Source organism: Stappia indica, from assembly GCF_001696535.1.
Taxonomy (GTDB): Bacteria; Pseudomonadota; Alphaproteobacteria; order Rhizobiales; family Stappiaceae; genus Stappia; species Stappia indica.
This window is the reverse complement of the sequence record NZ_MBQE01000001.1, coordinates 531,501-556,860: the sequence shown is the minus strand read 5'-3', so window position 1 is coordinate 556,860 and position 25,360 is coordinate 531,501. Positions and strand designations below refer to the sequence as shown.

The window sequence follows — 25,360 nt, the reverse complement described above, 5'->3', positions numbered from 1 at the left end:
GCCGGTGAGGTGATCGGCAAGCCGTCTTGCCCCGGCAGGGCCGACCGGGCACAGCCCGGAAGACGACGGTGATGCCGGTGCTTGCCCGCATTCGTCTTTCCGATATCTTCTCTCCGACGTCGCCGCGCAGGACCGTTCGATGACCACCATGATGCTTTCCTCAGGTCCTGCCCGCCGCTCCGGCCCGCTCTACGCGCTGGCCGTCTTTTCCGTGCTGTGCCTGTCGCTGCTGGCGGCCCTGCTGCTGGCCTTTCCGGCGGCGGCGCAGGAACAGGGCGCGCCGCAGACCGGCCTCAGGAGCGAGGCCTTGAGCATCGCCACCGCCGACGGCAAGGTCCACGATTTCACGGTGGAGATCGCCGATACGGCGGAAACCCGGGCACGCGGGCTGATGTTCTACGAGAGCCTGGCCGCAGATGCCGGCATGCTGTTCGACTATCACGCGGACCGGGAAGTGGTGTTCTGGATGAAGAACACGCTGGTCTCGCTCGACATGATCTTCATCGCGCGCGACGGGCGCATCGCCAGCATCGCCGAAAACACCGTGCCGCTGTCCGAGGCGCTGGTGCCGTCCAACGCCGTGGTGCGCTTCGTGCTGGAAGTGCCGGCCGGGACCAGCGCGCGGCTCGGCATCGCGCCGGGCGACCGGGTCGACAGCCCGACGATCCGCGCCGCCGCACCCTGAGCGGCGCCTGCCGGCTGTCAAGTCCGGCGTTTTTCCGTCATCTGCCCGTTATTGCAGCGTGATTTCGGCCTCTCCGGCCCGGTGCGGGGGCCGCTTTCCTCGTTTTTTCCGCTTATGGTGCGAATCACCTTGATCGAATCAACCTATGATTCGTTCCGGCATGGCCCCGCCGCGCGGGCGCTCGTGCCAGTGCGCAACGGGCGCGGCGTCGAGGGCAGGGGAATGGCTGGGAGCTGTGTGTCGGCCGCTGTCGGGGAGTGCGAAGTCGACCTGGATCAGGCCGGCTTCTTCCGCAATGTGATCGGGGCGCTGGCCGGCACCATGGAAGAGGTGATTGGCCGCGAGGATGCCTCGGCCTTCGTCAGCGTCGTCGGCACGCGGATCGGCGACGACCTGTCCCGCCAGTACCGGACGGCGCTCGGCGGCACGGCGAGCGACCTGGAGGCGGTGGCGGCGGTGCTGGTCGACCTGAAGACGCGGATTGGTGCCAGCTTCGAGATCGCCAGCCTCAGCGAGGACGAGATCGTGCTGGTGAACGGCGACTGCCCCTTTGCCGAGAAGGTCCTGGGCAGGCCGTCGCTCTGCATGATGACCGCGACGGTGTTCGGGCGGATCGTCTCGCAGGCCAAGGGCTACGCGCGGGTGCGCGTGGAGGAAGCGATCGCCACCGGCCATGGCGGCTGCCGGGTCCGGGTGGCCCTGAAACGAGGGGAGGGCGGCGATGACGGTCATGAGTTCTTTGCCTGACACCACTCTTCTGATGGAGGGCATCCGGGTCGCGCTGGACAACATGCCGCGCGCGACGCTGGTCATCGACGAGACCGGCCGGGTGCGGCTGGCTAACCGGCAGGCGCTGCGCCAGTTCGACCGGGTGGAGACGGACGGCGTGCGCGCGTTGAGCAATCTGCCGCGCGAAGAGGTGATGGACCGAATAGGCCGCGCCTTCCGCTCGACCACGCCGGCCTTTATCGGCCTGCAGGGCGCGGACGGGAGCAGTCTGACGTTTTCCGGATGGCGGCTCGGTGTGCCGGGGCCGCGCGGGGAAGCGCTGGCGATGCTGCAATACGACCAAGCCAAGTCGCTGGCCGCGCGGTTCCTCGCCGTCTCGCAGGAGGTCGCCGACCACCGCGAGCGGCTGGCGGACAGCCTGCAGCAGCAGCGCCGGCTGCACGAGGAGGCGCAGCGGTTGCGTCAGCTCTCCGCCACCGACCGGATGACCGGGCTGCTCAACCCGGTGGAGTTCCGTCTGCAGGCGGGGCGGATGATCGCGGAGATCGGCGCGGGGATCTCCTGCGTCAGCTTCGCCTATCTCGATCTCGACAATTTCAAGCAGGTCAACGACCGCTTCGGCCACCTGGCCGGCGACATGGTGATCCGTGCCATCGCCCATATCCTGAAGCGGGCGGTGCGGGCCGGCGATATCGTCGGGCGGATGGGCGGCGACGAGTTCATGATCGGCTTCGCCGACGCGCAGGCCGCCGACATTTCCGACCGGATGAGCGAGATTGCCGACCGGATCCGCCAACCGATGCACTGGAACCCGCCGGACGGGGACCACAGCTGCCTCCTGGCGACCTCCGCCTCGATCGGCGTGTTCACCGTGCAGGAAACGGACATGTCGTTCGAAAGCGTGCTGCGAAATGCGGAAGCCGGCATGTACGGCATGAAGCGGCAGAGCCGACGCGCCTGAGGCAAGGTCGGTCCCAAGGGGGGCGGTTCCTAGCGATTTCCGGTTCGTAAATTGAGTCCGGAATGCCTCGCAAGAGGCTGATTTCCAAGCTTTAAGCGGACATTCGAAAGAGAAGAATGGTCGGGGCAGCAGGATTCGAACCTGCGACCCTCTGCTCCCAAAGCAGATGCGCTACCAGGCTGCGCTATACCCCGACTTGGAGAATTTCTGCGGTGTATCGGGCTTGCCGTGGGGCGTCAAGGCAGAAGCGCCGATGCGTGTCCCTTGCCGCCCCGGTTGCAGCCGCGGCGGGAAAAGGCAGGCGGGCAGGCATTTTGCCGAGTTGACTTCACGCGCCGAACCAATGAATAACCGACGGGACGCGAGGATGGACACGCGCGGCGCAGCAAGGTGGCGGCGCGGCGGTCGCCCATCGCTCGCAACGAGACGCAAGGCAACCGCAAGAGGGGCACTGCACGATGGTCGCACGCATCTATTCCCCGGCGAAGACGGCAACGCAGTCGGGACGCGGCAAGGCCCATGACTGGGTGCTGGAGTTCGAGCCGGAGCAGGCGCGCACGATCGAGCCGCTGATGGGCTACACGTCCTCCACCGACATGAAGCAGCAGCTGCGCCTGCGCTTCGAGACGCAGGAAGAGGCGGAAGCCTACGCGCGCAAGAACGGCATCGCCTACCGGGTGGAACAGCCGCGCTCGCGCCGCGTGCCGAAGATCGCCTACTCGGACAATTTCCGCTACGATCGCTTCATGCCCTGGACGCATTGATCCGCGATCCTCGCGCCGCGCGCGTCGGAACGGCCCCGTAGCTCAGTGGATAGAGCACCGGCCTTCTAAGCCGATGGTCGCAGGTTCGAATCCTGCCGGGGTCGCCATTTTCTGACGTCGCGCTGCCGCCCTCGCACGACCGGCGGCCATCATTTCCCTGACGACAATTTTGTTCTGCGCAACGCTTCCGCGGGCTGCTCCTCCTTGCGTCCTCCCGGACGGCGCGTCAGCGCCGAGCCGGGATCGGCGAGCCGAGGGCGTATGGGGAGCGATCCCGGAAGAGGCCGCGACCACTGTGCCTCTCCGGTCCCGGATCGTCGGCCTTCGGCCTCGTCCGGGAAGACGCAAGGAGGGGGCCGCCCGCGCTCAAAACTCCAGCAGGGCGTTGTCGATCACTTCCCGGATGACGAAGAAGGTGCGGGTCTGGCGCGTGCCGGGCAGGGCGAGCAGCTTGTCGCCGTGCAGGCGGTTGAAGTCGGCCATGTCGCGCACGCGAATCTTCAGCATGTAGTCGAAATCGCCGGCGACCAGATGGCAGTCGAGCACGAAGGCGAGCTTGCGCGCCGCCTCCTCGAACTCGCGGAAGCTCTCCGGTGTCGAGCGGTCCAGCACCACGCCGACCATGACCAGCGAGCCGCGCCCGACCTTGTCCGGCGCCACCATCGCCCGCACGCCGCTGATATAGCCCTCCGAAAAAAGCCGCTGGGTGCGCCGATGACAGGTGGCCGGCGAGGTGTTGGTGCGCTGCGCCAGTTCCGCGTTGGTCAGCCGGCCATCCTCCTGCAACAGCTTGAGGATCTTCAGGTCGATGCGATCGAGGCGATCCTCTCTGGAAGCTTCTTTCATTTCAGATCCCATTTTCGGAAGGAAGGATAGCTTACTGAGGCTTCCGTAAGGGTGAAAAGGAAAATCAGACGTGAAATTAGAGAGCACATTTCATTCGTCGATTGCTAGCTTTTTCGCCGGTTCCACAAGGCCCCAAGAGGCGCTTACCGGCGAGGACAGGCATGCTTGAGAAATTCGAACGCTATCCGCTGACCTTCGGTCCCACCCCCATCGAGAAGCTGGAGCGGCTGAGCCAGCATCTGGGCGGCAAGGTCGAGCTCCACGCCAAGCGCGAGGACTGCAACTCCGGTCTAGCCTTCGGCGGCAACAAGCTGCGCAAGCTGGAATACATCGTGCCGGACGCCATCGCCTCCGGCGCCGACACGCTCGTTTCCATCGGCGGCGTGCAGTCCAACCACACGCGCATGATCGCGGCCGTCGCGGCGAAGATCGGCTTCAAGTGCCGCCTGGTGCAGGAAAGCTGGGTGCCGCACGAGGATGCGGTCTACGACCGGGTCGGCAACATCATGCTGAGCCGCATCATGGGCGCCGACGTGCGCCTGGTCGACGAAGGCTTCGACATCGGCATCCGCCGCAGCTGGGAAGACGCGATCGCCGAGGTCGAGGCCTCCGGCGGCAAGCCCTATCCGATTCCGGCCGGCGCCTCGGTGCACAAGTATGGCGGCCTCGGCTATGTCGGCTTTGCCGAGGAAGTGCGGGCGCAGGAAGAGGCGCTCGGCTACAAGTTCGACTACATCGTCGTGTGCACGGTGACCGGCTCCACCCATGCCGGCATGCTGGTGGGCTTTGCCAAGGACGGGCGCGCCCGCAACGTCATCGGCATCGACGCTTCGGCAACGCCGGAGCAGACCCGCGACCAGGTGTTCGAGATCGCCACGCGCACGGCCGAGCTGGTCGAGCTCGGCAAGCCGCTCGTCAAGGACGACGTGGTGCTGGTGGAAGACTATGCCTATCCGGTCTACGGCGTGCCGTCGGACGAGACCAAGGAGGCGATCCGCCTGTGCGCGCGCCTGGAAGGCATGATCACCGACCCGGTCTACGAGGGCAAGTCGATGCAGGGCATGATCGACCTGGTCAAGAAGGGCTACTTCCCGGAAGGCTCCAAGGTGCTCTACGCGCATCTGGGCGGTGCGCCGGCGCTCAACGGCTACGGCTACACCTTCCGCAACGGCTGACCGGCGCAAGCCGCCGGCAAGGCGTGTGCTTCGACAGTATTGGGAAGGGGCGCGAGGGCAACCTCGCGCCCTTTTCCTTTCCGGATGTCGTTGCGACTCGATAGTTTCTTGCGCGATCATCGGCGGAAATACTTTAGAGAAAGGATCAAGGTATTGTCCGCCAAGGTAAATTCAAGTTAACCGTACTTTCACTTATTTCGCTTTATGGTTGTGAAGCGCCGAGTGCAAACGTCGGCCGGACTTGGGGAGGGATTCAGGTATTTCACGACCGCCCTTAGGGGTGGAAGGAGGTTTCATGTTTTTCTCAGGTCGCCGCCGGCAGTCAGATTGCGACGCCATTGCCAGCGCACTGGACAGGTCGCAGGCCCGGATCGAGTTTTCGCCGGACGGAACCGTGCTCGATGCCAACCGAAACTTCCTGGCCGCCCTCGGCTACAGCCTGGAGGAAATCCGCGGCCGCCACCACGCGATGTTCGTGGGCAAGGCGACGGCCAACAGCGCCGACTACAAGGCGTTCTGGGAGCGACTGCGACGCGGCGAGTTCCAGGCCGGCCAGTTCAAGCGCTACGCCAAGGACGGCAGCGAAGTCTGGATCGAGGCATCCTACAACCCGGTGCTCGACGGCAAGGGCCGGGTCTACAAGATCGTCAAGTTCGCCTCCGACGTGACGGCCCGCACCCGCGAGCACGCGGAGATGAAGGGCCAGGTCGAGGCGATCAGCAAGGTCAGCGCCGTCATCGCCTTCGATCTCGAGGGCAACATCCTGGACGCGAACGAGAATTTCTTGTCGACGGTGGGGTATCGCCTCGACGAGATCCGCGGCAAGCATCACCGCATGTTCGTCGATGCGGCCTATGCGAGAAGCCCCGAATACAGCGATTTCTGGGCGCGGCTGCGGCGCGGCGAATTCCAGGCCGGCCAGTTCCGCCGCTTCGGCAAGGGCGGCAAGGAAGTGTGGATCGAGGCCTCGTACAATCCGATCCTGACGCCGGACGGGGTGCCCTACAAGGTGGTGAAGTTCGCCACCGACATCTCCGCGCAGATGCAGCTTCTGGCCAACCTGCGCAAGATGATCGACGAGAACTTCTCGGAGGTGGAGAGCGCGCTGTCGAAGTCCGACCAGCGGGCCGAAACGGTGGCGGGGGCGGTCGGCAAGACATCCGAAAACGTCCAGATGCTGGCCTCCAGCGCCGAGGAGCTGGCCTCGTCCATCGCCGAGATCTCGCAGAACATGTCGCGCTCGCGCGTTGCCACCGAAAGCGCGGCCTCCCATGCGAGGGAAGCGGAAGCGGCGACGGGCAAGCTGGTGGGCGCAGCGACCGCGATGGGCGGGATCGTCAGCCTGATCCAGGACATTGCCGGCCAGATCAACCTGCTGGCGCTGAACGCGACCATCGAATCGGCCCGGGCGGGCGAGGCGGGGCGGGGCTTTGCCGTGGTGGCCAGCGAGGTGAAGAACCTTGCCGGCGAGGCGGCCAAGGCGACGGACCAGATCACCCGCGAGATCGACGGGGTCCAGGCGATCACCGACGATGTCGCCAGCATGCTGGAAAACATCCGCAGCGCCGTCGACACGCTGTTCGCGCAAGTGGCGGCGGCAGCCTCCGCGGTGGAGGAGCAGAGCGTGGTAACCAGCGGCATGTCGCAGAGCATGCATGAGGTGGCCGGGGCGGTCGGCGACATTTCCAGCTCGATCACCGATATCGGCGCGGCGGTGACCCAGATCGACAGCGCGTTCAAGCGCACGCGCGAGGCGGCGACGGTTCTCGCCCGCTAACCGCGCAGGGTGTCAGAAGAGCAACGCAAGGGCCGGTGCGGTGCGCCGGTCCGTTGGGCGACTCCCGCCGCAGGTCCGCCTCGGTCTCACTCGTGTTCGGCGGCGTTCAGGTAGCTGACCAGATCCGTCTCGCTGGTGGTCGGCCTTCCGAACAGATAGCCCTGCGCCAGGTCGCAGCCATGCCGGCGCAGGAAGGCGAGCTGCTCGTGCGTCTCGATGCCTTCGGCGACCACATCCATGCCGAGCGCCTTGGCAAGGCCGATCACAGCGCGCACGATGACGGCATCTTCGGCATCGGTCTCGACATCGCGCATGAAGGACTGGTCGATCTTCAGCCGGTCGACCTGGATGCGCTTGAGATGGGCGAGCGAAGCGTAGCCGGTGCCGAAATCGTCGAGCGCGATGCGGATGCCGAGCTTGCGCAACTCGCGCAAGGTCAGCGCGATCCGTTCGGCGGAGCGGCCGAAGATCACCGTCTCCGTCACCTCGATCTCCAGCCGTTCGGGCGGTAGGCCGTGTTCGGCAAGCATGGCGGCGACGGTTGCGGCGAAATCCGGCTCGCGCAGCTGGGCGGCCGAGACATTCACCGAAATCGTGCCGGGATCGATGCCGGTGGCGGCGAGCCGCACGGCAAGACGCAGGGCCCTGGCCATCAGCACCTTGCCGAGCGGCACGCCAAGGCCCGTCTCCTCGGCAAGGGGAATGAACTCGGCCGGCGAGATCGGCTGGCCGTCGAGCGTCCAGCGAGCCAGCGCCTCGAAGCCCCGGTGATTGCTGCTGCCAGCCGCGACGATGGGCTGGAAGGCGATGGACAGCGCGTCGGCGGCGATGGCGGTGCGCAGCGCCTCGGCGAGCCTGTGGCGGCGCTCGCGCGTCTCGCGCAGGGCGGGCGAGAAGAAGACGTGGGTCTGGCGGCCGGCGGCCTTTGCCTCGAACAGGGCGATGTCGGCATGCTTGAGCAGCGTGTTCGGCGTCTGCCCGTCGCGGGGGAAGAGGACAATGCCCATCGAGACGCTGCTCGAAAGGGCATGCCCCTCCATATGCACCTCGTCCCCCAGGCGTGCGGCGATGCGGCCGACGGTGGCCAGGATCGCCTCCTCGTCGGCGACCTGCGGCAGCACGGCGACGAACTCGTCGCCGCCGATCCGCGCGACGATGTCCTGGTGGCAGAGGCTTTCGGTCAGCCGCTCGGCGGTGGCGCGCAGGAAAATGTCGCCGGCATCGTGGCCGAGCGTGTCGTTGATGTCCTTGAAGTGGTCGAGGTCGAGCAGGATCAGCGCGCCGCGGCCGCCATCCGCAAGGCGCTGGCGCAGGGCCTCGTCGAGGCGGCGGCGCAGCAGGGAGCGGTTGGCAAGGCCGGTGAGCTCGTCCCGCTCGGCGAGGCGGCGGATCTCCTCGTCCTTCTTGCGCTGCGTGGTGACGTCGATGATGACGCTGTGCCAGACGGTGTCGCCGTTTTCCTCGCGCCGGGGCAGGCCGCGCCCCTCCAGCCACTTGAACTGGCCCGACGGGGTGGTCAGACGCCACATGTAGTGCCAGGGCTGCAGGGTGCGGGCCGACTCGTCGATCGACTCCAGCATCGGCGGCACGTCCTCGGGATGGATCATCTGCCAGATGGGGGTCGGGTCGTTCTGGATCTCCTCCGCCGGCAGCTCCCAGATGGCGATGCTGCCCGGCGTCATGTCGAAGATCTGATGGGTGCCGTCGACACGCAGCCGGTAGCGGAAGACCGCGCCGGGAATGTTTTCCGCCAGGGCGCGGAACCGCGCCTCGCTGGCCTGCAGGTCGGCATAGGCCTGGATCTGGGCGGTGATGTCGGTGACGGTGATGTTCCACGCATCGCCCGGCAGGTCCGGACGCGGCAGGCCGCGGGCGACCGCCCATTTTTCCCGGCCGTTGACGGATCCGCGGATGCGGAAGGTGGCGGTCCATTCGTGATTGCCGCGCTCGGCCGCGCGCAGCCGGTCGTTGAGATGGGATACGTCGTCCGGGTGGATGCGGGTCCACAGCTGGCGAAGATTGTCGCCGATCTGGGCGCGGGACAGGCCCCAGACGGCCTGGCAGCTCTCGCTGATATAATCGATCCGGTAGCGGCCATCGGAGGAGCCGCGCGACACGCGCATGACGGCAAAGGGCAGGGGATTGGCGAGGATCAGACGCGCCGCAGGGGTGTCGAGCGCCCGCGCTCGCGCCGCGTTGCGCCTGTCCAGTTCCGGTTTCGCCGATGTGGTCGCCACAGGTCTTTTCCGGCTGCTGATGGCACGTGCCGGAAATGCCGGCCTGATGCCGGGCTTCCCGTCGCCCGTTGGGGGCGCCGGTCGCCCTGTTCGCGTAATACGAGTGTAAGTCCGACAGACGGCTTATGAAAATTGAAAAAACGACGTTCGTCTACCTGGACGCGACTCTTTGGTATACGTGAAAGCCCAGACTGAACGTTTTGCGTGAAAATGCAAGCGGGGCAACCGGGTGACACCGGCCCGGTTGCCCCGCCGTCGGCTCAGAAGCTGACGCCCTCGTCGGCGAAGAAGGGGAACGGCCCGGGGAAGCGCTCGACATAGGCGAGGTGGCTGACCACGTCGCTTTCCGGCGCGTAGTGGTGCAGGAAGAACGCCGGCGGCTCCATGATGAAATGGCCGTGGCCGCGGTCGACGAAGTCGAGATGCACCTGGTGGGCCGTGCTCGGGCACAGGGTCATGACCGTATGGCCGACCGAGGCGATGATGGCCCGGTGGACATGGCCGCACATGACCCGGCGCACATGCGAATGGCGCGAGACGACGGCGGAAAAGGCCGTGGAATCGGCAAGGCCGATCGTGTCCATGTGCGCAATGCCGGTGAGTGCGGGGGGATGGTGCAGGGCGATGAGCGTCGGCCGGGTGCTGGCGGCGAGCGTCGCGTCCAGCCAGGCAAGCTGGGCCTCGCCGAGATTGCCGTGCGGGGCGCCGGGGACGGAGCTGTCGAGCGCGATCAGCCGCACGTCGCCGATGTCGACGGCATAGTGCATCTTGCCGTTCTCGCCCTCGTTGATCGGGCCGACGCCGATCAGCGTCTCGCGCATCATCGTCGCCGAATCGTGATTGCCCGGAAGCACATAGACCGGGGCCTTGATCAAAGAGACGAGGCGCTGCACGCCGCCGTATTCGCGCGGGTCCGGCGTGTCGGCCAGATCGCCGGTGATGATCACCGCATCGGGCTGCGGGTCGAGCGCGTTCACGGCCTCGACGGCGCGGCGGGCGAGCATGTTGGTCTCGCTGACGCGGTAGCAGGCCAGCCCGCTGGGGCGCACATGCAGGTCTGTGATCTGGGCGATCAGTGTCATCAAGGTCTCCCTGAAAGGTCGGCTGCGGCAAGCGCATCCGTTTGATTTAGCGGATGTCCCGGCTTCGCGCGAGGGGAAGGAGAGCTGCGGCTGCGGCCTCCGGTTTCCCTTTGTGCCGCGCTCCTGTAGGAAAAGCCGGCACAGGCAAGGCGAGCGCAATAGCAGGCGAGCGTGACATGACGGATACACAGGCGCGGCAATCCACAGACGGTTTCGAGGTCCGGTTTTCCGGGCCCGGCGCGCGCTGGCTGCGATTGCTGGGACATCGGGGACTGGCGCCGCTGGCGCTGCTGCTGCTCGCCCTCGTGCTGTTCCTGCCGGGGCTGTCGGTGGCGCCGCCGCTCGGCAGCGGCGAGGCGCAGGTGGTCGAGACCGCGCGGCACATGCTGGATACGGGAGATATCGTCGACACGCGGCTGCGGGACGGCAGCGAGCGGATCGTGCCGCCGGGCCTGCCGCTGCTGCAGGTCCTGAGCGCTGCGGCAAGCGGGCAGGGGGCGGATGCCCCGCTGTGGGTCTTCCGCCTGCCGTCGCTGGCCGGCGCGGTGCTGGCGGTGCTGCTGAGCTACTGGTGCGGGCGGGCCTTCGTCGCGCCGCCGCCGGCCCTGCTTGCCGGGGCGCTGACCGCAGCGGCCTTGCCTTTGGGGGCGGCCGCACGGCTCGGCGAGCCGGACGGGCTGCTGCTGGCGGCGATCCTTGCCATGCAGGGCGCGCTCGCGCGGATATGGCTGTCGCGGCTCGCGGAGACCCGGTCCGGACCGCTGGCGCGGAAAGGCCTGCCGGCGGTGTTCTGGGCCGGGCTTGGCGTTTCGGTGCTGGTCGCCGGCTCGAGCGGGCCGGTCGTTGCCGGGTTGAGCGTGCTGGCGCTGTCCATCGCCGCGCGGGATGTGCGCTGGCTGGCCCGCTTGCTGCCGCTGCCGGGCCTTGCGATCCTGGCGGCGATCGTGCTGCCCTGGTTTGTCGCCAGCGCGCTGCGCGGCGAGGGCGGCATCTTCTCGGGCGGCAGCCTGACGCTCTTTGCCGGCATCCTCAGCGCTGCGGGCATCGGGTCGCCGCTCGGCACGCCCGGCATCGGCGCTCCGCCGTTCGCCCATCTGCTGCTGTTGCTGGCGACGTTCTGGCCGCTGCCGGCCTTCGTCCTGCTGGGCCTGCCGATGCTGCTGCGCAGCACCCGCAGGCCGCAGGTGGTGTTCTTCCTGTGCTGCCTGGTGCCGGTCTGGCTGCTGATCGAGCTGCTGCCGGCCAAGGTGCCGCAGCAGGCGCTGCTGCTGGTGCCGGCGCTGGCCGGGCTTGCCGCGCTGCTGCTGTCGCGCGGCGAGGAGGGCGCCGCGCCGCACCGGGCGGGGCGGATCCTGCGCTATGCGGCGGCCGGGCTTTTCGCGGTGCCGCTGGTCGCGCTGGTGGCGGCGAACCTGATCGCCGGACCGCTGACCGGCGCCTGGCCGTCGCCGCCGGGCGCGGTGATTGCGCTGCTGGCCCTGGTGCCGGGAGTTTCGGCGGTGCGGCGGCTGGCGCGGGGCGAGCCCGCGGCAGCGCTGATGCCGGCGCTGGGGGCGGGGATCCTGCTCGCGGCAGCCCTTTGGGTCTTCACTCTGCCATCGGTTGGGCCATCGATGGGGCCGTCGGTCGTGCCGTCGCTGACGCCCGCTCCGGCTCCGGCGGCCGTTGCTACCGAGCCCCCGGCGACGGCCCCTGCGGAGGCAGACCCTGGGGAGGCAGACCCCGCGGCATCCGGCACAGCGCAGTAACGACGCTGCGCCGGGCGCGTTTTTTCCTCAGGCCTTCAGCGCGGCGAAACCGGCTTCCAGATCGGCGCGGATGTCGGCCGTGTCCTCCAGTCCGATATGCAGGCGCACGCTGGGGCCGCCGGTCGGCATCGGCGTTGCCGTGCGCGCGCCCTTGAGCCGGACGGGGATGGCGAGGCTTTCGAAGCCGCCCCAGGAATAGCCGAGGCCGAACAGCTCCAGCGCATCGAGGAAGGCGTAGCTCTGCGTCTCGCTGATGCCGTCGACGAAGTCGAAGGCGAAGAGGCCGGAGGCGCCGGTGAAGTCGCGCTTCCAGATGGCGTGGCCCGGATCGCTCTCCAGACCCGGATGGCGCACGCGGGCGACCTCGGGCCGCTCCTCCAGCCAGCGGGCGATCTCCAGGCCGTTCTGCATGTGGCGGCGCAGGCGCACGTCCAGCGTGCGCAGGCCGCGCAAGGCCAGATAGACGTCGTCCGGGCCCACATGCATGCCGAGCGCGCCGTGGGTCTCCTTCAGGCCCGGCCAGGCCCGCTCGCTGGCGGCCACCGTGCCGAGCATCGCGTCGGAATGGCCCACCAGATACTTGGTACCGGCCTGCACCGACAGGTCGACGCCGTGGCCGATGGCATCGAAGAAGCAGGGCGTCGCCCAGGTGTTGTCCATGACCACCAGCGCGTCATGCGCATGGGCGATCCGGGCGATGGCCGGGATGTCCTGCATCTCGAAGGTGAGGGAGCCCGGCGCCTCGGTCATCACGGCGCGGGTGTTGGGTCGGAACAGCGCCTCGATTCCCTCGCCGATGGCCGGATCATAATAGTCGACGGCAACGCCGAGCCGCTTCAGCGTGGTCTCGGCGAAATTGCGGGTCGGGCCATAGGCGCTGTCGGTGATCAGCACGTGATCGCCGGAGGACAGGCACGACAGCAGCGCGACGGAGACGGCGTTGAGGCCCGAGGCGGCAAGGCGCACGCCGGCCGCGCCCTCCAGTTCGGCCAACGCTTCTTCCAGCGCATCCGTCGTCGGATTGCCGCGCCGGGCATAGTGATAGGTCTGGCCGCCGGAGAGCATGGTCGCGCAGTCCGGAAACAGCACCGTGGAGGCGTGAACGACGGGAGGATTGACGAATCCGTGGAAGTCCTCGGGCTTGCGCCCGGCATGGGAGAGCGTGGTTGCAAGACCCCTGGCACGGTTCGACTGGGAGGCGGACATACAGGACCTTTCGCGGTGTGTTGACTGGATTTTCAAGTCGCGAAAAATTTTTCGCAAATCGTACCTTACGGTGCGTCGGGTACTTGACCCTTAGCGATAAATGCCATCGAATGCACCCATGAGATGACGGTGGCATAGCCGACGACCAGAAAACAAGAACGGTCGCGGACATGCCGGGAGGGGGTATCCTGTGCCGAACACTGCTTTTCGCAGACGCATCATGGCCGCATCCTGATTCCCACGCGCGTGATCTCGAAAAAACCCAGAATAGACAGGGCAAAAGAGAAGGCTGCATATCCATGACGCATAAACTGATTCCGATCGTGCTCGGCGCGGCGCTCGGCCTGACGGCCACCGCCGCTTCCGCCGCGACGCTCGACGACGTCAAGGCGAAGGGCTTCCTGCAGTGCGGCTCCAACACCGGCCTGGCCGGTTTCGCCGCTCCGGACGACAAGGGCGAATGGACGGGTATCGACGTCTCCATGTGCCGGGCCATTGCCGCGGCCATCTTCGACGACGCCAACGCGGTCAAGTTCACCCCGCTGACCGCCAAGGAGCGCTTCACCGCGCTGCAGACCGGCGAAGTCGACGTGCTGGTGCGCAACACCACCTGGACGATGAGCCGCGACACGACGCTCGGCCTGAACTTCACCGGCGTCAACTACTATGACGGCCAGGGCTTCATGGTCCGCAAGTCGCTCGGCGTCTCCTCGGCTCTCGAGCTGTCCGGCGCGTCCGTCTGCGTGCAGACCGGCACCACGACCGAGCTGAACCTGACCGACTACTTCAAGGCCAACGGCATGGAGTACAACCCGGTCGTGTTCGAGAAGCTCGAGGAGGTGAACGCCGCCTACGACGCCAACCGTTGCGACGTCTACACGACCGACGCCTCGGGCCTGTACTCGATCCGCCTGCAGCTGACCAACCCGGCCGATCACATCGTGCTGCCGGAGATCATCTCCAAGGAGCCGCTCGGCCCCGCAGTGCGCCAGGGCGACGACCAGTGGTTCAACCTGGTCAAGTGGGTCCATTTCGCCATGCTCAACGCTGAAGAACTGGGCGTGACCTCGGCCAATGTCGAGGAGATGAAGAGCTCCGACAACCCGAACATCCGTCGTCTGCTCGGCGTCGAGGGCACGTTCGGCGAGTCCATCGGCCTCAGCAACGACTGGGCTGCCCGCATCATCAAGCATGTCGGCAACTACGGCGAAGTCTTCGACAAGACGGTCGGTCCGGACACCCCGCTGGGCATCGCCCGCGGCGTGAACGCGCTGTGGTCGAAGGGTGGCCTGCAGTACGCCCCGCCGATCCGCTAAGACGGCATCCATCGGGCCCGGCGCGACACTCGCGCCGGGCCTTTTCGAACTGACGCTGACATGACGAACGGCCGAGTCCGGAATACCGGACCGGACGGGCCCCAAACGGGCCAGTCACTTACGGGTTACGCTGAACTCAGCGGATATCGGGAACGCTGAACAACAGCGAACCGGCGAGGGGAACCTGTCTGACATGACACCTGCAAGCTCTGCCGAGCGCGAGCAAGCAGGCGGCGGATCCGGCGCATCCTGGTTCTACAATCCGCGCGTGCGCGGCATTGTCTTCCAGGTGCTGGTCGTCGCCTTCCTTCTGGGGATGCTTGCCTTCTTCGCGTACAACGCGAAGATCAACCTGGAACGGGCGGGAATCGCCTCCGGCCTCGGATTCCTGTCCGAGCGCTCCGGCTTCGATGTCTCCCAATCCCTTATTCCCTACACCAACGACAGCAGCTATTTCCGCGCCTTCCTGCTCGGACTGCTCAACACCCTGCTGGTGGCGGCCATCGGCATCGTCATCGCGACCGTGCTCGGCTTCATCGTCGGCATCTCGCGGCTGTCGAAGAACTTCCTGATCCGCCAGCTCGCCACCTGGTACGTGGAGCTGCTGCGCAACATCCCGCTGCTGCTGCAGCTGCTGTTCTGGTACAAGGCGGTGCTGTCCGTCCTGCCGTCGCCGCGCCAGTCGCTGGAGCCGGTGTCGGGCGTCTACCTCAACAATCGCGGCCTGATCCTTCCCGAGGTGATCGGCCAGCCGGGCTCCTCGGCGATCCTGTGGGCACTGCTTGCGGCGGTCGCGGCGTCGATCGGCATTTCCCGCTGGGCCCGCAAGCGCCAGCAGGAGACGGGGCGCCAGTTCCCCAGCGTTCTCGTCGGTCTCGGCCTGATCGTCGGCCTGCCGCTGCTGGTCTTCCTCGTCACCGGCATGCCGGTCGAGCTGGCCTATGCGGAGCTTGCCGGCTTCAACTTCCGCGGCGGCGTCGTCGTCATACCGGAGTTCATGGCGCTGCTGCTGGGCCTCTCGCTCTACACGGCGGCCTTCATCGCCGAGATCGTGCGCGCGGGCATCCTTGCCGTCTCGCACGGCCAGACGGAGGCGGCTTACTCGCTGGGCCTGAGGCCGCGGCGGACGCTGCAGCTGGTGATCATCCCGCAGGCGATGCGGGTCATCATCCCGCCGCTGACCAGCCAGTATCTCAACCTGACCAAGAACTCCTCGCTGGCGGTGGCCATCGGCTATCCGGACCTCGTCGCGGTGTTCGCCGGCACGGTGCTGAACCAGACCGGCCAGGCGGTGGAGGTGATCATCATCACCATGCTGGTCTACCTGACCCTGTCGCTGCTCACCTCGGGCTTCATGAACTGGTACAATTCGCGCATGGCGCTGGTGGAGAGGTAGGGCCATGACAGCTTCGAAACTCGCCTATGTGCGAACGGATGAGGCGCCGCGCATGCCGCCGCCCGTCTCCGAGACCGGTGCCATCGGCTGGGTCCGCCAGAACCTGTTCGACAGCGTCGGCAATGCCATCATGACGGTGGTCGGCATCGCCCTGCTGGCCCTGATCCTGCCGCCGGCGATCAACTGGCTGTTCATCGACGCGGTGTGGACCGGCACGAGCCGCGATGCCTGCATCGTGGAAGGAGCGGGGGCCTGCTGGGCCTTCGTCTATGCCAAGTTCGGCCAGTTCATGTATGGCCGCTATCCCGACCCCGAGCGCTGGCGCGTGGACCTGACCGGGCTGCTGCTGATCGCCGGCCTGGTGCCGGCGGCGATCCCGCGGGTGCCGTTCAAGCGCGAGACGGTGCTCTACCTGCTCGTCGTCTTCCCGATCGCCGGTTTCATCCTGCTGACCGGCGGCGATGTCGACCTGTCGGGGAGTTTCTGGACCGGGCTTGCGATCCTGGCCGTGCTCTCGCTCGCCATCACGGCGCTGATCTGCCGCAATGCGGGGATCGCGCCGGCCTCGCCGCTCAAGATCGTCGCGGCGATGTACCTGGCGCTGGCCGCGATCTTCGCGGTCGTCTCCTTCGACTTCGGCCTGAGGCCGGTGGAGACGCAGCTGTGGGGCGGCCTGCTGGTGACGCTGGTGGTCGCCATCGTCGGCATCGTCGCCTCATTCCCGCTCGGCATCCTGCTGGCGCTGGGACGGCGGTCGAAGCTGCCGGCGGTCAAGCTGGTCTCGGTGATCTTCATCGAGTTCTGGCGCGGCGTGCCGCTGATCACCGTGCTGTTCATGTCCTCGGTGATGCTGCCGCTGTTCCTTCCCGACGGCGTCAACTTCGACAAGCTGTTGCGGGCGCTGATCGGCGTCGCCCTGTTCGCCTCCGCCTACATGGCCGAGGTGGTGCGCGGCGGGTTGCAGGCGATCCCCAAGGGCCAGTACGAGGCGGCCGACGCCATGGGCCTGTCGTTCTGGCAGGGCATCGGCCTGATCATCATGCCGCAGGCGCTGAAGCTGGTCATTCCGGGCATCGTCAACACCTTCATCGGCCTGTTCAAGGACACGAGCCTGGTGCTGATCATCGGCCTGTTCGACCTGCTCGGCATCGTCTCGCTGAACTTCTCCGACGCGAACTGGGCTTCGCCCAACACGCCGGCGACGGGCTTCGTCTTTGCCGCCTTCGTCTTCTGGATCTTCTGTTTCGGCATGTCGCGCTACTCCATCTACATGGAGCGCCGCCTGCACCGGGGGCACGCGCGGTGACGCGGACCTCACGAAGCCGACACAACGTTTGGAGCTGAGCCATGACTGAAAACGCTGTCAATGCCGCGGACATCACCCCCAACCGCAGCCGGATGACGGTGTCGGAGACCGACGTCGCCATCGAGATCACCAACATGAACAAGTGGTACGGCGACTTCCACGTGCTGCGCGACATCAACCTGAAGGTGATGCGCGGCGAGCGGATCGTCATCTGCGGCCCGTCGGGCTCCGGCAAGTCGACCATGATCCGCTGCATCAACCGCCTAGAGGAGCACCAGAAAGGCTCCATCGTGGTGGACGGGATCGAGCTGACCGACGATCTGAAGAAGATCGACGAGATCCGCCGCGAGGTCGGAATGTGCTTCCAGCATTTCAACCTCTTCCCGCATCTGACGATCCTGGAGAACTGCACGCTGGCGCCGATCTGGGTGCGCAAGATGCCCAAGGCCAAGGCCGAGGAAATCGCCATGCACTACCTGGAGCGGGTCAAGATCCCCGAGCAGGCCAACAAGTATCCCGGCCAGCTGTCGGGCGGCCAGCAGCAGCGCGTGGCCATCGCCCGCTCGCTGTGCATGAGCCCGAAGATCATGCTGTTCGACGAGCCGACCTCGGCGCTCGATCCGGAGATGATCAAGGAAGTGCTCGACGTGATGGTGAGCCTGGCGGAAGAGGGCATGACCATGCTCTGCGTCACCCACGAGATGGGCTTCGCGCGCCAGGTCGCCAACCGCGTCATCTTCATGGATGCCGGCCAGATCGTCGAGCAGAACGAGCCGGAAGCCTTCTTCACCAATCCGCAGCACGAGCGGACCAAGCTGTTCCTCAGCCAGATCCTGCACTGAGGCCGGGCGGGCCGCGCTGTCGGGGGGGCACCGCGGACCGCTCGCTCGCCCGTGCATACGGGGGCATCGAGGAACGGAGGGGCGCGGGCCGCAAGGCTCGCGCCTTTCGGCTTTTGGGGGCCGGGCCGGGCGTCCCTTGACGCGGCGGTTCAGCCGGGCGAAGGGCGCCGGCGAAAGGCGGGGGCGGGACAGAAAGACCGGAAAACGAAGAGAGGGGCGTTAGGTCGTGGACTCATAATTGTGCCGGAAACGGCGCCGGTTCGGGCAATGATATGCCAGGAGGAGCGCGATGGCCGGGGCAGGTCCCCCGGCCGAGCGATCCGACGCCGCAGATCGAAGCTCGAACGGCGCCCTTCGGGTATGCCGGAACCCGCCGGCAACAGCGTCGCAAGCCCTTGAAAACCTAATGGTTTCCTGCGGCCTTGCTCCTTGTATCCGATCGGGTTCGTGCATACCGTTTCTCGACAGAATTATGAGTCCACGACCTAAGTCCGCGGCTGCAGCGGCCAGCAGGCGGGCGCCTCGCTGGTGTGGCCGGTGCCGTTGAGGCGCTCGGCAAAGACCAGTGCCTCGTCCAGCGGCATCGCCGGGGCGTGCAGCCAGCCCTGGATCAGGTCGACGCCGCAGGAGGCGACAAGATCCGCCTGGGCGCGCGTCTCCACGCCCTCGGCAACGACCCGGTAGCCGAGCTCGTGGCACAGGCCCGTCAGCTTGCGATAGACGATGCGACCGCGCTGGTCGGCGGCGCTCAGCAGCAGCGAGCGGTCGAACTTGACGATGCTGACCGGGAGGTCGGCGAGAAGGTTGAAGTTGGAGTGGCCGGCGCCGAAATCGTCGATGGCGACGCTGAGGTCGGCTTCCGCCAGGCGGCGCAGGTTGTCGGCAATGGCGGGATCGGAGCGCAGGCCGCGCTCGATGATCTCGAAGCTGACCGGCATCTCCGCGAAAGCCTGCACCAGCCAGTCGACGGTGGTGCGGTCGGCGATCGTGTCGGGATGCAGGTTGATGGAGACGATGAGGTCGCGCCCGGCGTCCTGGACCTGCGCCAGATCCTGCAGCACCTGCCGGCAGACCCAGCGGTCGATCAGATGGGCGAAGCCGGCGTTTTCCAGCGTTTCCAGGAAATAGGGGCCGACGAAGCCGCGCCCTTCCACCCAGACCCGCAGCAGGGCCTCGAAGCCGATGCATTCACCGGTGCGGGCGTCGATCTCCGGCTGGTAGTGCATGGCGAGCCGGTTCTCGCGGAGGAACTCGACGGCATCGCGCGCCGCCTCGCTGTTGCGCAGCAGCGTCTTGTGCTGGTCGAAAACGGTCCGGCCATGCTGGCGGCGCATGTGATCGTCGAAATCGGCACCGTCGTTGAGCAGCGAGGGGCCGAGCTTGTTCTCCCGCAACCGTCCGTATCTGACGACGAAGGGTGCGTAGAGCAGGATGCTGACCCCGAGCAGTGCCGCCTGCAGGAGAACCGCCCAGGCCTCGCCCGTCTGCAGGTAGACGTTGAGGAACATCGGCGTCACCCAGGGCACCTCGCCGGGAAAGACCGACAGTCCGATATGGGAGACGGCCAGCAGGGCGAGCATCTGGCACACGACTGGAACCGCGACGAACGGCGCCAGAAGCCGGAGATTGAGGACGATGGGAAGGCCGAAGACCAGGATCTCGGAAATGTTGAACGCGGTGAAGGGCAGGGCGACCAGCGCGATGGAACGCATGTGCGGGTTGCGCGAGAACAGCAGGATCGCCAGTGCCAGACCGAGCGTTGCTCCCGACCCGCCGAGATTGACGAACGAGGTCATGAACATGTCGCGCGTCATGCCGCCGGCGATCTCGATCATGCCGAAGTCGGGCGGAACCGCGAGATAGGCGAGGTTGGTGCCGTGCAGGCCGAAGAACCAGATGATCTGCGACCCGGCCAGAAACAGCGCCAGCGCCACGTTCGAGCCGAGCCCGAGGAAGGCTGGAGCAAGCGCGGCATAGATCGCGTTTGCCGCGTCGTGCAGCAGGCTGAGCGTGGCAACTGTCAGCATGAAGCTGACCAGGGCCGGCAGCGCCATGTTCAGCGCGTTTTCCAGATTGTAGCTGAGCGCGCCGTGATGAAGGCGCGGGAAGGGCAGCCGGTTGCAGGCACGCAGCAGCATCAAGGCCAGCAGAGGGGCGATCACGGCATTGATGGAGGCGAGTGAGACCGCCTCGGCATCGTCGATCGCCATGGTGCCGTAGGTGTCGAAGAAGAACACGGCGAGCGCCAGCGCGGCGCCGGTCACCCGGTCGACACGAAAGAGGACCGAGAGCTGGAAGGAGACCGAGATCGCCAGCATCACCGGCATGGCGACGTCGAGTAGGCGGCCGATATCCTCCAGGGTCTGAGCCGGGAGGAACGGAAGCGAGATGCCGCTGTAGAGAAGCGCGAAGTCGATGAGACGGATGGCGGAAATCAGAACGATGAACGGAACGAGCGCGATAAACGCTTCCTGTAAGGAAAACCGGATGTTCTCGGCGAAACCGACAAACGATTTCATGATCAGGCGCTCGTCCCCCGCGACGAATCTCACATGCGATCCGTAAACCCGGGAAAGACCCTAATCGTTGAAACGTTAATGTGTCCTGCACAACTGAGAGAAATACGGAGTTCTCCACTGGCTGGAAGGTTTCCGTAGCCGGGGAAAGGGCAGGGCACGTGGCTGTTCTGCCGGAGGAGTGCATGAGGAAGAGGCGGCCGGCGCCCGCGGCGCCGTGCCGGGACCTGCCCTAGCGGGAATTCGCGAGCTGCGCCGGGGCGACGATGCGGGCGGCCTGCTTGCGCCCGCCTTGCGCCCAGAAATAGGACTGGCGCTCCTCGGTCGGGGTGCAGCTGTAGCGCTCGCGGTAGCACTTGGTGAAATGCGAGGTCGAGGCGAAGCCGCAGGCGATGGCGACGTCGAGCACCGGACGGTTGGTCCGGCGCAGCAGGTCGCGCGCGGTCTCCAGCCGCAGCTTGAGATAGTACTGGCCCGGCGTGCAGTCGAAGTGACGACGGAACAGCCGCTCCAGCTGGCGCGGGCTGAGGTTCACGGTCATCGCCAGCTGCTGGCAGGACAGGGGATCCTCGATATGCAGGTCCATGATGCGGATGGCATCGAGGATCTTGACGTTGGAGATGCCGGTGCGGCTCTCCAGGTCGTGGCGCTGCGCGCTCTCGCCGGAGCGCATGTTCTGGTAGAGCGCGACCTCCGCCACCTCATGGGCGAGATAGGCGCCGTGCTGGATGGCGATGACCCGCAGCATCATGTCGAGGGCGGCCATGCCGCCGGCGCAGGTGATGCAGTTGCGGTCGATGGCGAAGAGGTCGCCGGAGACCTCGATCTCGGGAAACTCCTCGCGGAAGGAGCGCAGGTTCTCCCAGTGGATGGTGCAGCGGCGCCCGTCGAGCAGGTGGTAGCGCGCCAGCACGTAGGAGCCGGTGCAGACCGCGCCATAGGTGCGCCCGCGCGCGTTCAGCTTGCGCAGCTTGGTGCCGAGCTCCTTGGGCAGGGGCACGCGCTCCACGTCGACGCCGGAGCAGATCAGGGTGATGTCGGCATCTTCCAGGTCGTTGATCGAGCCCTGGACGGAGACGTGGCAGCCGTTGCTGGCCTGGACCGGATTGCCGTCCACCGAATAGGTCTTCCAGGAATAGAACTCCTGGCCGAGCACCCGGTTGGCGATGCGGATCGGCTCGATGGTCGAGGTGAAGGCGATCAGCGAGAACTGATCGAGAAGGATGAGGGCCACCGTCTGCTGTTCGGTGGATGCGGCCTGGTCTGCCATGCGCTGTGCCCGAGCTGTCAGGGGTTGGCCCCTAGTTCTGTGGAAGGTTTTTGCTTTTAATTTCGGTCAGTCTGAGATCGGGCAATATTCTTGTCAAATAAAAACGGCGGCGAATACATGTATGGCGAAAATGTGCCGAACAGCATGAAATAAAGCCGGGCGGCGTCAACAAAACGTCATGGCGAAGCGCAGGCGCGACATCACTTCCACCGCAAAATCCACAGGGGACCAAATTCCGCCTTGCGCAAGCCGGCCGGCTCCTTTAGATACCCCTCACCAGCCGACAGGCCATGGGCGATTAGCTCAGCGGGAGAGCGTTCCGTTCACACCGGAAAGGTCACTGGTTCAATCCCAGTATCGCCCACCATTCCTTCCCGCACGATCCCGGACAGAGAGACGAGAGCGGCCGCAGCCGGCCCCAGGCGCGCCAGGCATGCGCCAGATGCTCTTGCACAGCCCTCGTATTCCTGACAGGTCCTGCGCGGACATCCGCGATCTTACCCTGCGTTAAGTGTGCAGCGTTCGCATCCGGTTTACCAGTTGCGTGTTTTTCGCGAACATCCCTGCCATTCTGCCGTTCTGTAAAGCCTCCCTAAAACCCGGCGCGCCATAGTAGCGGGAAAGAGGAACAGCTTCCGGATGCACGGACAGATCGCCAGGACCAACACCATGTTGCGCGAAGCGATGCAGCACGCCAGCCGCCCGATGGAGCGACGGGACCTCGGCGCCGTGGCCGCGATGTTCGCCAGCGCGTTTCGCGGCGGGCGCATCGCGCCGGGGCTCGAGGCCTATCTGGAGCGCTTCTGCTTCGGCCACCCGCAAACGAGCCCCGAGGTGGGCAGCCGGGTCTACGAGAGCGAGACGGGCGAGCTCAGCGCCGCGATTCTCTGCGTGCCGCTGCGCTTTCGCGTCGAGGGGCAGCCGGTGACGGCGCGGCTCCTGTGCAACTTCATGGCCGTCGGCGAGACGGGCGCGCGGGGCGCAGCCTGCCTGTCGCGATATTTCCGGGCCAAGCGTCACGATTTCCTGTTTTCCGATACCGCCTCCGATGCCAGCGCCACGCACTGGAAGACCGGCGGCGGGCGCATCATGCCGATCCAGAGCCTGGAATGGTGCCGGGTCTTCCGGCCGGTGTCGGCCGGCGCAAGAAGCCTGCATCGCATCCTGAGGGGCGAGGCCGGGGCGCTGGTGCTGGCGCCGCTCTCCCTGCTGGACAAGGCTGCGCGGCGGCGGCGGCCGCTGCTGGTGGCGCATATGCCGGACGGCGTGTCGGTGCAGGAGGTGGGGGCAACGCAGTTTCTGGTGGAGGCGCGACCGATGCTCGGCCGCTTCAGCGTCCATCCGGACTGGGACCCGTCCGAGTTCGCCTGGCTGTCGCAGATGGTCGAGGCGAACCCGGCGCTCGGGCCCTTGCGCTTTTCGCTGATCCGCGACGCCACCGGAGCGTCCATCGGCACGGCGGCCTATTGCGGCACGGGGCAGGGGCGGGCAAGCGTGCTCAACCTCGTCTGCCTGGAAGGGCGCGAGCGCGAGAGCGTTGCGGGGCTGCTCGCCGATTTCGACCGGCAGGGATATTGCGAGGCACGCGGGGCGACCCAGCCGTTCCTGATGCGGGCGCTGCAGGCGCACAGGCACATGAGCTTCCGTCACCGCGGCTTCTTCTGCATCGCCGGGCGGATGCCGGCCCTGCACCGGGCGCTGGATCAGGACCTCGTCTATGCCGAGGGCCTGTCGTCCGAGACCTGGTCGCGGCTGCTGACCGACTTCTGATCCGCCGAGGCTGAGCCTCGCGGTAAGGGCTTGCGGCGATCAGCGCAGACCGGGAAGGCCGGCAAGGGCCGGATGCAGCTCCTCGAAATGATCGATCACAGCGTCGGGCGAGAGCTCGCGCACCGGCACGGCCGTATAGCCGAAGGTGACGGCGACGACCGGAATGCCGGCGGCGCGGGCCGCATCGATGTCGGTCTTGCTGTCGCCGATCATCACAGAGCCGGCAAGGCGCGCACCGGCGCGCTCGACCGCGCCCAGGACGGGGGCGGCGTCCGGCTTGGGCCTTGCGAACGTGTCGCCGCCGACGAGAGAATCGAACAGATCCAGCATCTTGAGGTGGTCGAGAAGCTGGCGCGCGATCGGCTCGGACTTGTTGGTGCACACGGCCAGCCGCCAGCCGTCCTTGCGCGCCGTCTCCAGCGCCTCGTGGATGCCCGGGAACGGGCGGCTGAGCCCGGCGATGTCGGCGGTGTAGAAGGCGATGAAGCGCAGGTAGAGCCGCTCGATCTCGGCCGGGTCCGGATCGGGAATGCCGTTTGCCCACAGCGCCTTGGCGATCATCGGCCGCGCGCCGACGCCGAACAGGTGGCCGAGCGTCTCGATCTCCACTGCGGAAAGCCCTTCCTCGCGCATCACGGAATTGAGCGCGGCGGCAAGGTCGTGGCGGGTGTCGACCAGGGTGCCGTCGAGATCGAAGACCAGGGCGGGGGCAGGCGTGGACATGGGCGCTTTCCTGTGTGGCGGCGGGTCGACCAGGCTTATAGCCGGGCGGCGCGCCCGCGGGGAAGGAGATACGAAAACGCCGGCCACGAGGGCCGGCGTTTCAAGAGGCTAACGCGCGTTGCGCGGTCAGGCGATCTCTTTGCTGACGCCGAGGCGCTTGTCGAGATAGCTGCCGCACTCGGTCATCAGCTCGTCCATGTGGTTCTCGAAGAAGTGGTTGGCGCCCGGAACGACCTTGTGGTCGATCACGATGCCCTTCTGCGTCTTGAGCTTGTCGACCAGCGTCTGCACGTCCTTGGACGGCACCACCTTGTCGGCATCGCCATGGACGATGAGGCCGGAAGAGGGGCAGGGGGCAAGGAACGAGAAGTCGTAGAGGTTGGCCGGCGGGGCGGCGGAGATGAAGCCTTCCACTTCGGGGCGGCGCATCAGGAGCTGCATGCCGATCCAGGCGCCGAACGAGAAGCCGGCGATCCAGCAGGAGCGCGCGTCCGGGTGTACGGTCTGGACCCAGTCGAGCGCGGCTGCGGCATCCGACAGCTCGCCCTGGCCGTGGTCGAACGAGCCCTGGCTGCGGCCGACGCCGCGGAAATTGAACCGCAGCACGGCGAAGCCGCGCTTCGCGAACATGTAATACAGCTGATAGACGACCTGGTTGTTCATCGTCCCGCCGAACTGCGGATGCAGATGGAGGATCAGGGCGATGGGCGCCGTCCGCGATTTAGCCGGCTGAAAGCGGCCTTCGATCCGGCCGGCCGGACCGTTGAAAATCACTTCAGGCATGGACCACCTCGTTCATGGGGTATTCGTTCCTTAACTGCGGTTGCCGCGTACCGGGGTCGCGAAAGGTTGCGAAACTCAGGACTATTGCTTAGTCCGGCTTGACTCGGATGGCCCTGGTTCCTACAACTTCTTTAGAATCGTTCGAAAGTTTGCGGCGGACGCCGCATCTCGACCGGTTCACGTCGGCGGCACGGTCGACCAGTCGTGTCGATCTGTCCGTCCGGCCAG

The 25,360-nt window shown here is 66.5% G+C and carries 20 protein-coding genes and 3 tRNA genes; 14 read left to right on the top strand and 9 right to left on the bottom strand.

Features of this window, described 5'->3' with window-relative positions; translation table 11 throughout:
* Positions 1–139: 139 nt before the first annotated feature.
* The 3 genes from BBX35_RS02530 (at position 140) to BBX35_RS02520 (ending at position 2,375) form a co-directional block, all read left to right on the top strand.
* The gene (locus BBX35_RS02530) at positions 140–685 is read left to right on the top strand and encodes a DUF192 domain-containing protein (RefSeq protein ID WP_244271550.1); all 546 of its coding nucleotides are present in this window, start codon (positions 140–142) and stop codon (positions 683–685) included.
* A gap of 222 nt (positions 686–907) precedes the next feature.
* Entirely contained in the window at positions 908–1,432 is a 525-nt protein-coding gene (locus BBX35_RS02525) for a methanogen output domain 1-containing protein (protein WP_067215648.1), read from the top strand.
* Complete coding sequence (locus BBX35_RS02520; protein WP_171901375.1) at positions 1,416–2,375, top strand: GGDEF domain-containing protein; 960 nt, start codon at positions 1,416–1,418, stop codon at positions 2,373–2,375. Before BBX35_RS02525 ends, BBX35_RS02520 begins: the two co-directional genes overlap by 17 nt.
* 117 nt (positions 2,376–2,492) lie before the next feature.
* Here BBX35_RS02520 and BBX35_RS02515 read toward each other — a convergent pair.
* Positions 2,493–2,569: transfer RNA gene (locus BBX35_RS02515), tRNA-Pro, on the bottom strand.
* Between the two features lie 264 nt (positions 2,570–2,833).
* Between BBX35_RS02515 and BBX35_RS02510 the strand changes: the two genes are divergently transcribed.
* Positions 2,834–3,139 carry an ETC complex I subunit gene (locus BBX35_RS02510; protein ID WP_067215644.1) on the top strand — a complete coding sequence of 102 codons (306 nt, stop codon included), beginning with the start codon at positions 2,834–2,836 and terminating at the stop codon, positions 3,137–3,139.
* 31 nt (positions 3,140–3,170) lie between these two features.
* Positions 3,171–3,246: transfer RNA gene (locus tag BBX35_RS02505), tRNA-Arg, on the top strand.
* 259 nt (positions 3,247–3,505) lie between these two features.
* Here BBX35_RS02505 and BBX35_RS02500 read toward each other — a convergent pair.
* Positions 3,506–3,985: an Lrp/AsnC family transcriptional regulator gene (locus BBX35_RS02500; protein ID WP_067215641.1), complete on the bottom strand. Its 480-nt coding sequence runs from the start codon at positions 3,983–3,985 to the stop codon at positions 3,506–3,508.
* Between the two features lie 161 nt (positions 3,986–4,146).
* On the opposite strand from BBX35_RS02500, the gene BBX35_RS02495 reads away from it, so the two are divergent.
* Positions 4,147–5,160 carry a 1-aminocyclopropane-1-carboxylate deaminase gene (locus BBX35_RS02495; RefSeq protein WP_067215639.1) on the top strand — a complete coding sequence of 338 codons (1,014 nt, stop codon included), beginning with the start codon at positions 4,147–4,149 and terminating at the stop codon, positions 5,158–5,160.
* A 295-nt stretch (positions 5,161–5,455) separates the two neighbouring features.
* Positions 5,456–6,937 carry a methyl-accepting chemotaxis protein gene (locus tag BBX35_RS02490; RefSeq protein ID WP_067215636.1) on the top strand — a complete coding sequence of 494 codons (1,482 nt, stop codon included), beginning with the start codon at positions 5,456–5,458 and terminating at the stop codon, positions 6,935–6,937.
* An 86-nt stretch (positions 6,938–7,023) separates the two neighbouring features.
* Here the strand turns inward: BBX35_RS02490 and BBX35_RS02485 are convergent, their stop codons facing one another.
* Positions 7,024–9,174 (bottom strand): putative bifunctional diguanylate cyclase/phosphodiesterase, encoded by a 2,151-nt coding sequence (locus BBX35_RS02485; RefSeq protein WP_067215634.1) that lies wholly within the window; start codon positions 9,172–9,174, stop codon positions 7,024–7,026.
* Positions 9,175–9,434: 260 nt separating this feature from the next.
* Complete coding sequence (locus BBX35_RS02480; RefSeq protein ID WP_067215632.1) at positions 9,435–10,256, bottom strand: phosphodiesterase; 822 nt, start codon at positions 10,254–10,256, stop codon at positions 9,435–9,437.
* A gap of 176 nt (positions 10,257–10,432) precedes the next feature.
* On the opposite strand from BBX35_RS02480, the gene BBX35_RS02475 reads away from it, so the two are divergent.
* The gene (locus BBX35_RS02475; protein WP_067215629.1) at positions 10,433–12,004 is read left to right on the top strand and encodes an ArnT family glycosyltransferase; all 1,572 of its coding nucleotides are present in this window, start codon (positions 10,433–10,435) and stop codon (positions 12,002–12,004) included.
* Between the two features lie 27 nt (positions 12,005–12,031).
* Here the strand turns inward: BBX35_RS02475 and metC are convergent, their stop codons facing one another.
* Positions 12,032–13,210: a cystathionine beta-lyase gene (gene metC, locus BBX35_RS02470; RefSeq protein WP_067215626.1), complete on the bottom strand. Its 1,179-nt coding sequence runs from the start codon at positions 13,208–13,210 to the stop codon at positions 12,032–12,034.
* Positions 13,211–13,509: 299 nt separating this feature from the next.
* Between metC and BBX35_RS02465 the strand changes: the two genes are divergently transcribed.
* The 4 genes from BBX35_RS02465 to BBX35_RS02450 all read left to right on the top strand — a co-directional run bounded on the left by BBX35_RS02465 (position 13,510) and on the right by BBX35_RS02450 (position 18,070).
* Entirely contained in the window at positions 13,510–14,526 is a 1,017-nt protein-coding gene (locus BBX35_RS02465) for an amino acid ABC transporter substrate-binding protein (protein WP_067215621.1), read from the top strand.
* Between the two features lie 193 nt (positions 14,527–14,719).
* On the top strand, positions 14,720–15,922 hold the full coding sequence (locus tag BBX35_RS02460) for an amino acid ABC transporter permease (protein ID WP_067215618.1): 1,203 nt from the start codon (positions 14,720–14,722) through the stop codon (positions 15,920–15,922).
* A gap of 4 nt (positions 15,923–15,926) precedes the next feature.
* On the top strand, positions 15,927–17,228 hold the full coding sequence (locus BBX35_RS02455) for an amino acid ABC transporter permease (RefSeq protein WP_067215616.1): 1,302 nt from the start codon (positions 15,927–15,929) through the stop codon (positions 17,226–17,228).
* A gap of 41 nt (positions 17,229–17,269) precedes the next feature.
* Positions 17,270–18,070, top strand: a complete 801-nt coding sequence (locus BBX35_RS02450; protein WP_067215613.1) for an amino acid ABC transporter ATP-binding protein — start codon at positions 17,270–17,272, stop codon at positions 18,068–18,070.
* Positions 18,071–18,555: 485 nt separating this feature from the next.
* Here the strand turns inward: BBX35_RS02450 and BBX35_RS02445 are convergent, their stop codons facing one another.
* The gene (locus BBX35_RS02445; protein WP_141687801.1) at positions 18,556–20,589 is read right to left on the bottom strand and encodes an EAL domain-containing protein; all 2,034 of its coding nucleotides are present in this window, start codon (positions 20,587–20,589) and stop codon (positions 18,556–18,558) included.
* A 229-nt stretch (positions 20,590–20,818) separates the two neighbouring features.
* Positions 20,819–21,856, bottom strand: coding sequence for a GlxA family transcriptional regulator (locus BBX35_RS02440; RefSeq protein ID WP_067215607.1), 1,038 nt, complete (start codon positions 21,854–21,856; stop codon positions 20,819–20,821).
* Between the two features lie 292 nt (positions 21,857–22,148).
* Here BBX35_RS02440 and BBX35_RS02435 point away from each other — a divergent pair.
* Positions 22,149–22,223 (top strand) — tRNA-Val (locus tag BBX35_RS02435).
* A gap of 272 nt (positions 22,224–22,495) precedes the next feature.
* On the top strand, positions 22,496–23,626 hold the full coding sequence (locus BBX35_RS02430) for a hypothetical protein (RefSeq protein ID WP_083205977.1): 1,131 nt from the start codon (positions 22,496–22,498) through the stop codon (positions 23,624–23,626).
* Positions 23,627–23,665: 39 nt separating this feature from the next.
* Here the strand turns inward: BBX35_RS02430 and BBX35_RS02425 are convergent, their stop codons facing one another.
* Complete coding sequence (locus BBX35_RS02425) at positions 23,666–24,349, bottom strand: HAD family hydrolase (RefSeq protein ID WP_067215605.1); 684 nt, start codon at positions 24,347–24,349, stop codon at positions 23,666–23,668.
* Between the two features lie 126 nt (positions 24,350–24,475).
* Entirely contained in the window at positions 24,476–25,132 is a 657-nt protein-coding gene (locus BBX35_RS02420; RefSeq protein ID WP_067215602.1) for an alpha/beta hydrolase, read from the bottom strand.
* Positions 25,133–25,360: the final 228 nt, after the last annotated feature.

Bases quoted from the DNA above. Each gene is read 5' to 3' on its own strand.
- BBX35_RS02520 (WP_171901375.1), top strand. From the start codon at position 1,416: ATGAGTTCTTTGCCTGACACCACTCTTCTGATGGAGGGCATCCGGGTC.
- BBX35_RS02465 (WP_067215621.1), top strand. From the start codon at position 13,510: ATGACGCATAAACTGATTCCGATCGTGCTCGGCGCGGCGCTCGGCCTG.
- BBX35_RS02480 (WP_067215632.1), bottom strand. From the start codon at position 10,256: ATGACACTGATCGCCCAGATCACAGACCTGCATGTGCGCCCCAGCGGG.
- BBX35_RS02430 (WP_083205977.1), top strand. From the start codon at position 22,496: ATGCACGGACAGATCGCCAGGACCAACACCATGTTGCGCGAAGCGATG.
- BBX35_RS02420 (WP_067215602.1), bottom strand. From the start codon at position 25,132: ATGCCTGAAGTGATTTTCAACGGTCCGGCCGGCCGGATCGAAGGCCGC.
- BBX35_RS02510 (WP_067215644.1), top strand. From the start codon at position 2,834: ATGGTCGCACGCATCTATTCCCCGGCGAAGACGGCAACGCAGTCGGGA.
- BBX35_RS02495 (WP_067215639.1), top strand. From the start codon at position 4,147: ATGCTTGAGAAATTCGAACGCTATCCGCTGACCTTCGGTCCCACCCCC.
- metC (WP_067215626.1), bottom strand. From the start codon at position 13,210: ATGTCCGCCTCCCAGTCGAACCGTGCCAGGGGTCTTGCAACCACGCTC.
- BBX35_RS02525 (WP_067215648.1), top strand. From the start codon at position 908: ATGGCTGGGAGCTGTGTGTCGGCCGCTGTCGGGGAGTGCGAAGTCGAC.
- BBX35_RS02500 (WP_067215641.1), bottom strand. From the start codon at position 3,985: ATGAAAGAAGCTTCCAGAGAGGATCGCCTCGATCGCATCGACCTGAAG.
- BBX35_RS02450 (WP_067215613.1), top strand. From the start codon at position 17,270: ATGACTGAAAACGCTGTCAATGCCGCGGACATCACCCCCAACCGCAGC.
- BBX35_RS02530 (WP_244271550.1), top strand. From the start codon at position 140: ATGACCACCATGATGCTTTCCTCAGGTCCTGCCCGCCGCTCCGGCCCG.
- BBX35_RS02455 (WP_067215616.1), top strand. From the start codon at position 15,927: ATGACAGCTTCGAAACTCGCCTATGTGCGAACGGATGAGGCGCCGCGC.
- BBX35_RS02460 (WP_067215618.1), top strand. From the start codon at position 14,720: ATGACACCTGCAAGCTCTGCCGAGCGCGAGCAAGCAGGCGGCGGATCC.
- BBX35_RS02475 (WP_067215629.1), top strand. From the start codon at position 10,433: ATGACGGATACACAGGCGCGGCAATCCACAGACGGTTTCGAGGTCCGG.
- BBX35_RS02490 (WP_067215636.1), top strand. From the start codon at position 5,456: ATGTTTTTCTCAGGTCGCCGCCGGCAGTCAGATTGCGACGCCATTGCC.
- BBX35_RS02425 (WP_067215605.1), bottom strand. From the start codon at position 24,349: ATGTCCACGCCTGCCCCCGCCCTGGTCTTCGATCTCGACGGCACCCTG.
- BBX35_RS02440 (WP_067215607.1), bottom strand. From the start codon at position 21,856: ATGGCAGACCAGGCCGCATCCACCGAACAGCAGACGGTGGCCCTCATC.
- BBX35_RS02445 (WP_141687801.1), bottom strand. From the start codon at position 20,589: ATGAAATCGTTTGTCGGTTTCGCCGAGAACATCCGGTTTTCCTTACAG.